At 75.5% G+C, this 12081-nt stretch carries 12 protein-coding genes and 1 tRNA gene; 2 read left to right on the plus strand and 11 right to left on the minus strand.

Features of this window, described 5'->3' with window-relative positions:
• Positions 1-356: 356 nt before the first annotated feature.
• The 4 genes from ABZ924_RS29415 to ABZ924_RS29430 all read right to left on the minus strand — a co-directional run bounded on the left by ABZ924_RS29415 (position 357) and on the right by ABZ924_RS29430 (position 2867).
• Positions 357-629, minus strand: a complete 273-nt coding sequence (locus ABZ924_RS29415; RefSeq protein ID WP_361916217.1) for a GlsB/YeaQ/YmgE family stress response membrane protein — start codon at positions 627-629, stop codon at positions 357-359.
• Positions 630-721: 92 nt separating this feature from the next.
• Complete coding sequence (locus ABZ924_RS29420; protein WP_361916220.1) at positions 722-1072, minus strand: hypothetical protein; 351 nt, start codon at positions 1070-1072, stop codon at positions 722-724.
• Between the two features lie 5 nt (positions 1073-1077).
• On the minus strand, positions 1078-1965 hold the full coding sequence (locus ABZ924_RS29425; protein WP_361916223.1) for a hypothetical protein: 888 nt from the start codon (positions 1963-1965) through the stop codon (positions 1078-1080).
• Entirely contained in the window at positions 1962-2867 is a 906-nt protein-coding gene (locus tag ABZ924_RS29430; RefSeq protein WP_361916226.1) for a phosphatase PAP2 family protein, read from the minus strand. The genes ABZ924_RS29425 and ABZ924_RS29430 overlap by 4 nt, the downstream gene beginning before the upstream one ends.
• Before the next feature lie 210 nt (positions 2868-3077).
• Here ABZ924_RS29430 and ABZ924_RS29435 point away from each other — a divergent pair, with 210 nt between their 5' ends.
• On the plus strand, positions 3078-3716 hold the full coding sequence (locus ABZ924_RS29435) for a TetR/AcrR family transcriptional regulator (RefSeq protein ID WP_361916229.1): 639 nt from the start codon (positions 3078-3080) through the stop codon (positions 3714-3716).
• Positions 3717-3900: 184 nt separating this feature from the next.
• Here ABZ924_RS29435 and ABZ924_RS29440 read toward each other — a convergent pair whose 3' ends face one another.
• From ABZ924_RS29440 to ABZ924_RS29470, 7 genes are all read right to left on the minus strand, one after another.
• A complete protein-coding gene (locus ABZ924_RS29440) occupies positions 3901-4452 on the minus strand; it encodes a TerD family protein (protein WP_361916232.1) in 552 nt (183 codons plus the stop codon).
• A 304-nt stretch (positions 4453-4756) separates the two neighbouring features.
• Positions 4757-5929: a VWA-like domain-containing protein gene (locus tag ABZ924_RS29445; protein ID WP_361916251.1), complete on the minus strand. Its 1173-nt coding sequence runs from the start codon at positions 5927-5929 to the stop codon at positions 4757-4759.
• 73 nt (positions 5930-6002) lie between these two features.
• Positions 6003-7190 (minus strand): AAA family ATPase, encoded by a 1188-nt coding sequence (locus ABZ924_RS29450; protein WP_361916235.1) that lies wholly within the window; start codon positions 7188-7190, stop codon positions 6003-6005.
• Positions 7187-9013 (minus strand): ankyrin repeat domain-containing protein, encoded by a 1827-nt coding sequence (locus ABZ924_RS29455; protein WP_361916238.1) that lies wholly within the window; start codon positions 9011-9013, stop codon positions 7187-7189. The genes ABZ924_RS29450 and ABZ924_RS29455 overlap by 4 nt, the downstream gene beginning before the upstream one ends.
• Positions 9010-10149, minus strand: coding sequence for a gala protein (locus ABZ924_RS29460; RefSeq protein ID WP_361916241.1), 1140 nt, complete (start codon positions 10147-10149; stop codon positions 9010-9012). The genes ABZ924_RS29455 and ABZ924_RS29460 overlap by 4 nt, the downstream gene beginning before the upstream one ends.
• Before the next feature lie 59 nt (positions 10150-10208).
• Positions 10209-10281, minus strand: a tRNA-Arg gene (locus ABZ924_RS29465).
• Positions 10282-10338: 57 nt separating this feature from the next.
• Complete coding sequence (locus tag ABZ924_RS29470) at positions 10339-11469, minus strand: hypothetical protein (RefSeq protein ID WP_361916243.1); 1131 nt, start codon at positions 11467-11469, stop codon at positions 10339-10341.
• A 221-nt stretch (positions 11470-11690) separates the two neighbouring features.
• Here ABZ924_RS29470 and ABZ924_RS29475 point away from each other — a divergent pair.
• The coding region (locus ABZ924_RS29475; protein WP_361916246.1) for a transporter substrate-binding domain-containing protein at positions 11691-12081 on the plus strand (391 nt) is incomplete at its 3' end.

Here is a 12081-nt window from a genome sequence, read left to right on the forward strand (position 1 = left end):
CGGGCCCCTGCGGCTCCGCCCAGACCCCGCGCCTCAAACGCCGGCAGGGCTGACTGTGCCGGCCCCCTGTGCCAGGCACCGGCGAAGCCGCGGGCAGAGCCCAACGCCCAGCGGAGCCGGGGCGACTGGGGCGCTGCCCCAGACCCCGCGCCTCAAACGCCGGCGGGGCTGGATTGGCCGGCGTTTGAGCGCGGGGTGGGGGCGGAGCCCCGGTCTTTGAGCCCCGCCGGCGATTGAGGCGGGCGGGGGCCGGGGCGGAGGCCCGGGATACGGAGAAAGGGCGGGGCGGGGAGAAGGCTCCGCGCAGCGGCCCCCGATACCGGTCGGGCTTCGGCTCCGGCCCGGCCGGGCCTCCGTCAGTCCCGGGAGCGGGAGTGGCCGAACAGGATGCGGTAGCCGATGAGCAGGACGAGGGACCCGGCGATGGCGGCACCCCAGGTGGCGGGATCGTAGAACTCGTTGGCGATCGGCTTGTCGAGGAACTTCGCGGAGAGCCACCCGCCGATGAAGGCGCCGGCGATGCCGATGAGGGTGGTGCCGATCAGGCCTCCGGGGTCACGGCCCGGCAGCAGGAACTTGGCGATGGCGCCGGCGAGCAGCCCCAGGACGATCCAGCTGACGATCCCCATGCCTGTTCACTCCGCTTCGGTGGATGGGTGGGTGGTGCGTGGCACGTGGTGTCCACTCACCCGGGAGGACGCGGAAGGGGCCGGAACGGTTCTCAGCTGGGGCGGGTGCGCAGGCAAACGGCCGTGGTGACCGCGACGGCGACGGCGGCTGCGCCGAGGGCGGTGCGCGAACGGCGGTCGAGCACGGTCCGGGGCGGCCGGTGGGAACGGGCGGCGAGCACGGCCCCGTGAGACTTGAAGGACAGCACCGACCGCCTCGACTGGGCGCTGAGCAGGGAGCCCGTGCTCATCCAGGAGCCGGCGGAGCCGAGGGAGAGCGCGGAGCCGGCCGAACCGACCGAGAGCACGCTGCCGACGGATCCGATGGACAGGACCGAGCCCACCGAACCGATGGACAGCACCGAGTTCTTGGACCAGAGCGAGAGGTACGACCCGTCAGCCATGCGGGTCATGCTGCCACACGGGTGACCGTCGAGGGAGCCGCCGCGGCGGCCGGGGCACCAGGAGCGGCCGGGGCAGCAGGGGCGGTACGGGTCAGCAGCAGGACGCCGCGGGCCGCGGCCAGGGCTCCGGCGAGCGCGAGGAGGAGCCCCGGCGCGCCGCCCTGGAGGCGTTCGCCGAGCAGGACCATGCCGATGACGGCCGCGGCCAGCGGATTGGCCAGGTTGACCACGGCGAGCGGTGCGCCGAGGCCGCCCCGGTAGGCCCGCTGCGACAGCAGCAGGCCGCCCACGGCGAAGACCACGACGAGCAGGGCGACGGCGACGACCCGCCCGCTGAACAGGGACCCGCCGCGGCCGCCGGCCACCGCCACGGTCTGCGTCAGCGCGGAGGCGACGGCGGAGGCCAGCCCGGACGCGGTGGCGTGCCGCAGCCCGGAGCGGACGTCGCGGCGCAGCGTCAGCAGCAGGATGGCGGCGCCGGTCGCACCCGACACGGCCAGGGCCTCGGCCAGGGTGAGGGTGTCGTCGGGGGCCGGCCCGGAGGCGGGGAGCAGCAGCAGGCCGAGTCCGAGGACGGTGGCGAGGGTGCCCCGCCACTCGGTGGCGGCGACCCGGCGGCCGGCGCCGCGCGCGCCCATCGGGACCGCGGCGACGAGGGTGAGGGCGCCGAGCGGCTGGACCAGGGTGAGGGGCCCGTAGCGCAGGGCGGCGGCGTGCAGCAGCGCCGCGGAGGCGTTCAGGCCGGCGGACCACCACCAGGCGCCGCTGCCGAGCAGGGCGCGGGCGGTGCGGGCCTCGGCGGCCCGGGCGAGACGTTCCTGCGCGACCGCGGCCGCCGCATAGGCCGCGGCGGAGGCGAGGCAGAGCACGACGGCGAGGGCGGTGGCGTTCATCGTCCGGCTCCCACGGCCCCGGCAGGCTCGGCCTCGGCCGATTCCGCCCCCGCGGGCGCGGCGGGATCGGCCCCGGCAGGCTCCGCTCCCGCGGCGCGCCGCTGCTGCGGCAGGTGGCGTACGACCGCCAGGGTGCGGGCGGGGCGCTTCGGAGGCCGGATCACCAGCAGCGCGGCCCCCAGCAGGACGGTGGCGACGACCGCGTCGAGCCAGTAGTGGTTGGCCGTGCCGACGATCACGAGCAGGGTCAGCAGCGGGTGCAGCAGCCACAGGAGCCGCCACCGGGACCGGATGGCCGCGATCATGCCGAGGGCCAGCATCAGCGCCCACCCGAAGTGCAGCGAGGGCATGGCGGCGAACTGGTTGGCCAGGGTGTCGGCCTCGGGCGCGGACCGGTAGACGGCGGGCCCGTACACCTGCGCGGTGTCCACGAGGTGCGCGGCGGCCAGCATCCGCGGCGGCGCGAGCGGGAGGGCGAGGTGCAGGGCGAGGGCGGCGCCGGTCACGGCGGTGAGCACGCGCCGGGTCCACAGGTAGTGGGCGGGCCGGCGCAGGTACAGCCAGACGAGGAAGAGCGCGGTCGCCGGGAAGTGCACGGCGGCGTAGTACGTGTTCGCGGCGTGGACCAGGGCCTCCCCCGCGCCGCCGCCCGCGCCCGTCCCGGGCAGCAGCAGCCGCTGCACGGCGCCCTCACCGGGCAGGTGCAGGGCGCGTTCGGCGTCCCAGATCCGGCCGGCGTTGCGGAACGCCTCGTCGGTGCGGTCCGTCGAGAGCAGCCGGCCCGCCTTGTAGACGGCGAACAGGCCCGCGACGAGCAGCAGCTCGCGTATGAGGCGGCGGCGCTGCCCGGCCCCGGTGCCCGGGCCGCCCGCCGGCCCGGCAGGTGTGCTGTGGGAGGTCATTCCCCCGGTCTCTCTTCCTGTACTCGGGCGCCGCCTGTGCGCGGTTGGAGCGTCGGTGCAGAGCGACTGGTCTCGGCCACCCTCGTACCGACACGCAAGTGTATCGATACATTCCCGTATCGATACGCCGGTGTACCGATACGCTCGCGTTCCCGTACACTTTCCTCACGGAACCGAGCCACCGCGGAGCCCCGAGGAGAGCCGCACACCATGACGTCGACGCCGCCCGCCGCGCGCCGCTCCAAAATCACCCCCGAGCGGGTGCAGGAGTTCTACGACGCCGTCCTGGAGCAGCTGCGCGAACACGGGTACGAGGCCCTCACCATGGAGGGCGTCGCCGCCCGGGCCTGCTGCGGCAAATCCACGCTCTACCGGCAGTGGAAGACCAAGCCACAGCTGGTCGCGGCGGCCCTGCGCGCGAACCGCAAGGGCACTCTCGTGGCCGTGGACACCGGCACGCTCGCCGGCGACCTGCGCGAGGCGGCCCGGATCGCCGCAGGCAACTCGGGGCGCGACACCCGCCTCACCGAGGCCGCGCTGGCCCATGCGGTGCTCAACGACGAAAAGCTCCAGGCGGCCCTGCGCGAGGCGCTGGTCGAGCCGGAGCTCGCGGCGTTCGACGCGATGGTGGCGCGGGCCGTGGAACGCGGGGAGATCGCCGCGGACCACCCGGCGGTGGAGTTCCTCCCGGCCCAGCTCATGGGCGTCCTGCGGATCCGGCCCGTACTGGAGGGGCAGTACGCCGACGCCGACTACCTGGTCCGGTTCGTCGAAACGGCCCTGCTGCCCGGCCTCGGCCTCGCGCCGGCACCCGGGCCGGCCTCCGCGGGCCCGGCACCGGCCCCCTGAACCGGCGGGCCGCCGTCACCGATGACCGGACGGCGACCCGCCCGCGCTGCCTCGTGGGGACGGCGGCAGCGCGCCACCCGGGCCGGGCGGCACTCACCCGTGCGATGGGGTGAGCGCCGCCCGGCCCGCGCAGGCCCCGGGCTCGGCGCGGCCGGCCCGGCCCCCGTCACCGTCCGGGCGTCCGTCAGGGGCGGGCGCCCATGGTGCGGACGAAGTCCTCCGGGTCCGCGTCGTAGCCGCGTACGGCGGCGTCCAGGGACCAACTGCCCGCGGCGTCGCGGGTGAACAGCGCGACCGTGGCCGCGGTGGCCTCCGGGACGGAGGCGAAGTCGCCGACCGCGAGGTCGGTGTGGCCCTCGCGGATCCGGATCCCGGTCCCGCCTATGGCGGCGAAGGTCTTCCTGCGGCCGCCCCTCGGCCCCGCGTCCTGGATCACCACTCCCACCACGATGCGCACCGACTCCGGCCTCATCCGGTTCAGTTCGAGGGTCATCACCTCGTCGAAGCCGAAGCCCTGCCCGGTGCGGCTGTCGCGGTCGAGGGTGATCGTGCCGTCGGGGGAACGGCTGCCGAAGTGCACGAGCTGGGCGGGCTCGCCGTACGGGTCGGCGGCCGCGTACACCGCCGCGACGATGTCCAGGTCGTGCGCAGGGGTGCCCGCCGGGCTGGGGTCCCACCGCAGGGCGACCTCCACCTTGGCCAGGCCCTTGCGTACCGCATCCACCGCGCTGCTCATCGAACTCCCCCTTCGTCGAACGGGTGTTGCCCGGCCATGCTGTCATGCGGCCGCCGCCGCGGTCCGGCCGACCGTACGTTCCCGGCCAGCCGTCACGGGGACGGCCCGTCGGGACGCGCGGTGGCCGGACGGTCCTGGAGGCGGGCGTGGCGGAACTTGCAGCCTCCGCAAGCCCGGCCGGCTCCGCCGCAGCCCAATCCAGCCCCCCGCCTCTGCCGGCGGGGGTCCGGCATTTCCAGCCTCGCCGGCGTTTGAGTGGGGGTCCCCCGGACGGAGTCCGGGGGAGGGTCCGGGCAGAGCCCGGTCAGGGTCGGGAGGCGACGCGTACGGTCTCCACCCACGACGGCGGCTGCGGCGCGCCCTCGCCGATCAGCGCGGCGATCAGCCGGCACGACGGGGACTCCCCGGGCCACGGCGTGTACCCGTCGGTCAGGACGACGACGATGTTCGGCCGGTCCGGCATGGCCAGGGCGGCGCCGATGCCGACGCGCATGTCCGTGCCGCCCCCGCCGGCCAGGGCCACCTGGTCGGTGCTGGTCACCCGGGCCACGGCGTGCACGTCCGCGTCGCACGCGAGGACGGCGACCCGGTTGCCGCGTACGCCGACCTCGCGCAGGACGCCGGTCACTTCGCCGAGGGCGGCGGCGAGGTCGTCCTCGCCCATGGACCCCGAGGTGTCAATGACGATCGCCACGCGCGGCAGCGGCCGGCGCAGGCTCGGCAGCACGACCCGGCCGCCGAGGGCGGGGGTGCGGCGCGAGGGGCGGCGGTAGGTGTAGTCGACCGCGCCGCCCGCCCAGGCGGCGGCCTCCCGGACCGCCCCGGACAGGGCGGTGCGCCAGTCGACGGTGGGTTCGAGCACCTCCTGCGCCCAGCGCTGCCAGCCGGCCGGCAGGGTGCCGCGGCTGCGTTGGTGGGCGCGCATGGCCTGGGCGGTCTGACGGCGCAGGGCCTCGGCCTCGACCGGGCTGACGCGGGCCGGGCCGGCGCCGCCGAGCTCCCAGGGGCCGGGCACGCCGTGGGCGCCCGATCCGCAGTCCCACATGCCGTCCGGGGTCGGCGGGATCGCCGGCAGGTACGTCTCGAACAGGCCGCCGGTGTCCAGGCCGAAGAGCCTCGGCTCCATCCGCCCTTCGGGCAGCGCGAGCCCGTCGGCGATGAGGTCGTCGTTGATCTCGCAGTCCTGCGCGATGTTGACGCGGACCGGGTCGCGCTGGTCGGCGGCCGGGAGCCGCTCGGCCCGGCCGTGGTGGTCGCGCAGCAGGTGGGAGACCTCGTGGATCCACACGCCGGCCAGCTCCGCCACCGGCGTCGCCTCCACGAAGGCGGGCGAGACGTAGACGCGCCAGTGCCGGTCCACGGCCATCGTCCTGAGCCGGGCGGAGGGGACGACGGTGAGCGCGTACAGGGCGGAGGCGAGGTACGGCCGGTCTTCGGCCGCCTTGTACCGGGCGGCGAGCAGCTTGGCCCGGTCCAGGGGGGCCTCCGCCTCGACCGGGGCCTGCGCGCCCGCGGGCCCGGCTGCGTCCGTCGGACGGTCCACGGCCGGGTCAGCCGGTGCCGGGCAGTGCGCCGGAGAGCTGGAGGAGTTCGACGAAGGCGTCGATGCCGGAGGGCACGGGCCAGTCCAGGTCGCGCATCGCGGCCAGGTCGGCGGCGGCGCGTGCGGCCACGTCGGGCACGCCCGCGTCCACGGCCTTGGCCAGCACGGCCCAGCCCGCCTCCCACCGGGGGCGGGTCAGCTCGCCCTGCACGGCCGCGACCACGGCGATGAGGAACGCCAGCTGCCGGTCGCCGCGTTCGGGCAGGGCGAAGGCGTCGGGGTCGGCCAGGACCCGGTCGGGGTCGGGCAGGTCGAGGTGCTCCAGGTACGAGAGCAGCTCGATCCCGGCGGCTTCGCCGACGGCGCCGGTGAGCGCGGCCGCCAGGGCCTCCCGGTCGGCGCCGGACGCGTACCCGGTGGCCAGCAGCCGCAGCGCCATTTCCCAGGTGCGCGGGGAGGGCCAGGCACGGCCGCGGCCCTCGGCCTCGGCGGGCATGTGGTGGACGAGGCCGGGGCGGGCGGTGAGGAAGCCGGAGACCACTCCGCGGGCGCGGGCGACGGCACCGGAGATGCGGCCGGGGTCGACCGGCGGGATGGCCACCTCGGGCCAGGTGCCGGCCATGCCGCGGGCGACGGTGCGCGGGCTGTGGGTCCAGTCGAGGTGCACGAACCGGTTGGCCAGCGGCGGGCTGAGGTGCCAGCCGTCCGCGGCGCTGGACGGCGGGTTGGCCGCCGCGACGATCCGTACGGACTCGGGCAGTTCGAGGCTGCCGACCCGGCGTTCGAGGACCACGCGCAGCAGGGCGGCCTGCACGGCCGGCGGGGCGGAGGACAGCTCGTCGAAGAACAGCAGGCCGTGTCCGGTGCGGGCGAGGCGGACCGCCCAGTCCGGCGGGGCCATGGGCACGCCGGTGGTGGCCGGGTCCTCGCCGACGATGGGCAGGCCGGCGAAGTCGGAGGGCTCGTGGACGCTGGCGATGACGGTCTCCAGCTCCACGCCGAGCACGTCGGCGAGCTGCTGCATGCCGGCGGACTTGCCGATGCCGGGCTCACCCCACAGCAGGACGGGCTGGTTGGCCGTCACGGCCAGGGCCAGTGCCTGGAGCTGGGGGTTGGCCGCGGGTTCGGTACGGGTGGCGCGCAGCCGGGCGCCGAGGGCGTCGGCGGCGGCCAGGGCCGGCGGCTGGGGGCTCATGCGTCCTCGTCCTCGTCCTCGTCCTCGTCCTCGTCGTCCTGGTCCTCGTCGTCCTGGTCCTCCTCGCGGAATTCCATCCAGTCTTCGAACCAGTCGGCGCCGATGTCGGGGAACTCCTCCTCGACCCGCTTGCGCAGGAAGGCGAGGTCGGTGCGCTGGTAGCGGCGGATCAGCTGGGCCAGGGAGAGTTCCGCATCGCCGGTGACGTCGATGCGGCAGCCGGCGTCGAGGAGCGCCTTGACGAGGTCGCCGGAGCCGCCGTACTGGACGGCGACCTGGAGCGGGGTCAGGTCGCCGAGGACGGAGCGGGCCTCCCGGTCCAGGCCGGCCGCGAGCAGCCGCGGCAGCAGCTCCTTGTGGTCGAGCAGGTTCAGCACGTGCAGCAGGGTGTAGCCGCGGCCGTCGCGGACCCGGGGGTCCGTGCCGGCGTCCAGCAGGGCCGTGACGCCCGGGGTGTCGCCGTGCTGGGCGCGCAGGAACAGCTCGCGCCGCTCCTCCTTCAGGGCGCGCGGCAGCCATCCCGTGCCGGTGGTCCAGTCGTGCTGGACGGCGAAGCAGCCGGCGACCTCTCCGCCGAAGGCCCGCATGGCGCGCTCGCGCTGCTGCTCCTCGGCGCTGTGGCGCAGCAGGTCCAGTACGCCGCCCTGCGAGCGCACCTCGTGCCACTCGCCGCGGCAGCGCACCCGTACGGCCTCGGGCAGGGCCGGGGCGGGCGGACCGGCGGCGGGGCCGGCCTCGGGGAACAGGGCGGCGGCGACCAGCGGGTGCAGCTCGCGCGGGGTGATCCGGCCGGTGCGGACGAGGTCGAGGTCGGGCAGCCGGCTCCAGGCGAACAGCGGCAGCCGGGGCACCGCCGGGGCCTCCTCCCTCCCGAGGAGGGACACCTTCAGGCCGCGGGATCCGGTCGGCTCGACCACGAGGTTGCCGTTCCAGGACAGCGGGATGCGGAAGCGGTCGCCCTCGCCGGCCGCCTGCAGGCGCCGGGCCTCCGCCTCCATGCGGGTGATGTCGAGCAGGCGGCTCCTGGTCAGCGCCCCCGTGTCCGTGGGGCGGCCGTACACCGGGGAGGCCTCGGGTGCGGTCAGGTCGCGCTCGATGCCGGCGGCCTCGTAGGCCTCGTCGAACTCCCCGTGGGCGCACAGCAGGGCGATCCGCTCCGCGTGCGCGGCCGGGTCGGCGGCGCCGGGGTCGGCGGCCGGCAGCTCGTCCTCGGTCAGCGGCGTGCCGTCGGGCGCGAAGAACGGCAGCCGGGCGGCGCCGGCCGTGAGGCGTTCGCGCAGCTCGGCGGTGTGTCGGCCGTCCCACAGCGGGCGGGCCGCGATCCAGTTCTCGAACCGGTAGCTGTCCGTGAAGGTGTAGTGGTCGTCGCTCTCCTGCTCCCGGCGGAACTCGCAGTGCAGGCGCAGCCGCTGCGGGCCGTCGACCATCGGGCCGGTGGTGGCCGACAGGACGGGTGCGTCCGGGCCCGCTCCGTAGCGGGCGAGCAGGACGCGCACGCCCGGCTTGAGCGTGGTGCGGCCGCCCAGGGTGCGGGGCAGGTGCCAGCGCACCAGGTCGGGGGCGAGGTGGCGCAGGTCGTCCTCGACGGCCTCCGCGACGGGGGTCCCGTAACGGGAGGCGAGCTCGGACAGGGTGAAGGTGACGTCCACGGCGGCGGCCGCGCAGGCGGCCTGCCACTCGCCGGCCAGCCGGTGCGCGGTGGCCCGCTCGATCATCCAGCCGGGTACGGCGTAGCGGCGGATCCGCTGCCAGGACGAGGCGTCCTCCTGGAGGAAGCCGCCGGGCAGCCGCGCCGGTTCGGGGTGCGTGCCGCGGGCGCTCACCGGTACACGCTCGTGATCGCGCCGAGGTCGGGGTGGGCGGGCCGGGCGGGCCGCAGGCGGGCGGTGAAGGACCGCTTGACCTTGCGGGGCAGGCCGGGGCCGAGGCCGACGTACTCCAGCGGGGTGCCGTCGGGGACGGCGGCGAGCAGGCACTTCGCGCCGCGCCCGGTCAGTCCGGTGTGGCGCAGTTCCAGGCGGCGCAGCGGGGTGCCGGGGAGGGCGGCGGCCAGGGCGTGCGCGCCTTCGTCGCCGGTGGAGTTTCCGGTGGATCCGAGGCTGCGCTCGGAGAGCGGCCGGCCGAGGTCGAGGGTCTCGATGCCGCCGAGGGCGTCGGCGAGGGCTCGGGCGCCGGCGGGGCCGATGCCGTTGCCGCCGAGGCCGAGGCGGACGGGGTGTGCGGGGTCGGCGGCCGCTGCGGCGGCCAGGACCGCGGCGCCCTCGTCGCCGAGGTGGTTGGCGGGCAGGTACAGCTCGCGGACGCCGGCTTCGCGGATGAGGGCGGCGAGCAGCGGGGCGTCGTCCGCGGTGAGGCCGTTGCCGCCGAGGAAGAGCCGCTCCAACGGGGCCTCGCGCGTGCGCAGGGCGTCGAGCAGGAGGCGTACGCCCTCGGTGCCGATGCCGGTGTTGACCAGGTCCAGGGTGCGCAGGGTGCGGTTGCGCCGGAGCAGGGCGGCGAGGGTGCGGGCGCCGTCCTCGCGTACGGGATTGCGCTTGAGCCACAGGGCCTTGACGTCGGTGTCCTCGGCGAGGGCGGCCGCGAGGGCGGCGACTCCGTCGGGTCCGATGCGGTTGCAGCCCAGGTAGAGGGTGTGCAGGCCGTGGCCCTCGGTGAGGGCGCCGGCGAGCGTGCGGGCGCCCTCGTCGCCGATGGAGTTGGTGCCGAGGAGCAGGTGGCGGGCGTGGGCGGAGCGGGCGGCGGCGTCCGCGACCCGGGCGGCGCCGGCCGGGCCGAGGCCCTGCTTGCACAGGTCGACGCGGCCGTCCGCGCGCAGGGTGCCGAGGGTGAAGGTCTCGTCGGCTGCGACGTCTTCGACCGCGGCGAGCCGGGCGAGGAGCGGGTCGAGGCCGGCCGGGTCCGCGAGCGGCAGGTCGGGGTGCTCGATCGCGGGGCACCGTACGGGTATCGGCCGTGTCATCACCACTCCACCGGTTTCCATCGCCGGTGCCCGGCGTCGACAGCCACTTGAAGAAAACGCAAGACCGGTCGGATTCGAACCGACGTCCTCCAGCTCGATGCTTGGGCGCGACGACCTCTGCGCTACGGCCTTGCTGCGCAGATCATAGCGGCAGTCCGGACCGAACTCGATCACCAGTTTGAACGGGCGTCACCAATCGCCGTCCTGCACCGGCTTGCCCGGCCTCGGTGCGTTTCCGAGGGGTTTGACCTGGCCCGGGGCGGGCGGCGTCCACGGCGTGTGGTCGTCGCCGAGCCAGTCGCCGACCGGCTTGACGGAGGCGAGGGCGTCGGTCGGCGCGAGGTCGGTGCCCGTCTCGTCGTAGTAGTCGAACCAGGGCAGCCCGGCCCGGGTGTACGCGGCCCGGTCGACCGGCGAGGGCGGGGCGGGCTCGCCGGTGATGCGGCTCCACTCCGGCGGCGGCACGAGGTGGACGAAGACCCGCCCGGCGGGTTCCTCGGCCCAGTCGGACAGCGGCCGCTCGTCGCGGTAGACCTCCTGGTGCATGGAGCCGCCGACGCCGAGGCCCATGGCCGGCGCGGGCGCGCGGACGGGCGCCGGACCGGCGCCGCCCGCGGGCCGCGCCGCCGGCGGCGGTACGGGGCCGGCGAACCCGGGGGCGGAGCCGTACCCCGGGGCGGAACCGGGGGCGCCGCCCGGGGCGGAGCCGTACAGGGGGCCGGACGGGACGGCGCGGGCGCGGGCCTCCCGGGCGGCGGCCTGCTCGGCCCGCCACCGGGCCAGCGGAGCCGGGGCGAGCGGGAACGCCTGGAGCTGTACGCCGCCGGTGGTCTCCTCGCCGGTGACCTGGCCCTCGACGGTGGCGCCGAGCCCGAGCGGGACGGCGACGAACTGGCGCACGGTTCCGTCGCCGGAGTTGATCCCGTCCAGCCAGGGCTGGCGCGGCAGGACCACGTAGTTCTGCGGACCGTTCTGCGGACCGTTCTGCGGACCGCGCGCCAGGCGGCCCGTCCAGGGCCTGCCGGAGACGGCGCACACCTTGCCGACGCCGACCTGGAGCGCGGCGGGCTCGCTGCTGCGGCCGAAGCTCAGCCACATCGCCTCGCGCAGGTACACCGGGAGCATCACCCCGCCCTTCGCCAGCCACTCGGGCGGCACGGTGTCCGGATAGTCCTCGACCCGGCGCAGCGGGAACTCCCCCAGGCCCGGGGGAAGGGCGTGGGTGCCGGACTCCGGCAGGCGCAATGTCCGGATGAACCGGATCTGCACCCCTTCACCAAGGAACAGTGCATTTCCATCGACCCGTACCGAACCTGTCACCGCGGACGTCCCCCTTTATCCCGTTCGAAGCCGTAATCGCCGCAGAAACGCCGGTCGAGCCGGATCGTTACCTCAAGTTTTGCTCAGATCCAGTGACACCGCGGCGGCGGCATTCCTAGCTTCCTCGTACACGCGTCTTGACGCTTCTACGTACCCCCGCGGTTCCACGCGCACCGGCGATCCCGCTCCGCGTCCCGCGTCCCCGAGGAAAGAGTTGCAACATGAAGGTCCCCAAGGCTGGTGCGATGGCCGCTGTGATCGGCCTCGCCCTGACCGCCACCGGCTGCGGCGGCGACGAAGGACCCAAGGGGACCCTCTCCATCGGCATCAAGTTCGACCAGCCTGGTGTCGGCGTCCGCGAGGCGGGGGGCACCTTCTCCGGTTTCGACGTGGACGTCTCCAGGTACATCGCCAAGGAGCTCGGCTACAAGCCGGAGCAGATCGAGTTCAAGCGGGTCGACAGCTCCGACCGCGAGCTGCTGCTCCAGTACAACGAGGTCAAGTTCGTCGCCGCGAGCTACTCGATCAACGACAAGCGCCGGGAGAAGGTCGACTTCGCGGGCCCGTACTTCACGGCCCACCAGGACCTGCTCGTCCGCGCCGACGACGCCA

The sequence above is a fragment of the Streptomyces sp. NPDC046876 genome, assembly GCF_040645035.1.
In the GTDB taxonomy this organism is placed as follows: domain Bacteria; phylum Actinomycetota; class Actinomycetes; order Streptomycetales; family Streptomycetaceae; genus Streptomyces.

Bases quoted from the DNA above. Each gene is read 5' to 3' on its own strand.
- ABZ924_RS29415 (WP_361916217.1), bottom strand. From the start codon at position 629: ATGGGGATCGTCAGCTGGATCGTCCTGGGGCTGCTCGCCGGCGCCATC.
- ABZ924_RS29420 (WP_361916220.1), bottom strand. From the start codon at position 1,072: ATGGCTGACGGGTCGTACCTCTCGCTCTGGTCCAAGAACTCGGTGCTG.
- ABZ924_RS29425 (WP_361916223.1), bottom strand. From the start codon at position 1,965: ATGAACGCCACCGCCCTCGCCGTCGTGCTCTGCCTCGCCTCCGCCGCG.
- ABZ924_RS29430 (WP_361916226.1), bottom strand. From the start codon at position 2,867: ATGACCTCCCACAGCACACCTGCCGGGCCGGCGGGCGGCCCGGGCACC.
- ABZ924_RS29435 (WP_361916229.1), top strand. From the start codon at position 3,078: ATGACGTCGACGCCGCCCGCCGCGCGCCGCTCCAAAATCACCCCCGAG.
- ABZ924_RS29440 (WP_361916232.1), bottom strand. From the start codon at position 4,452: ATGAGCAGCGCGGTGGATGCGGTACGCAAGGGCCTGGCCAAGGTGGAG.
- ABZ924_RS29450 (WP_361916235.1), bottom strand. From the start codon at position 7,190: ATGAGCCCCCAGCCGCCGGCCCTGGCCGCCGCCGACGCCCTCGGCGCC.
- ABZ924_RS29460 (WP_361916241.1), bottom strand. From the start codon at position 10,149: ATGACACGGCCGATACCCGTACGGTGCCCCGCGATCGAGCACCCCGAC.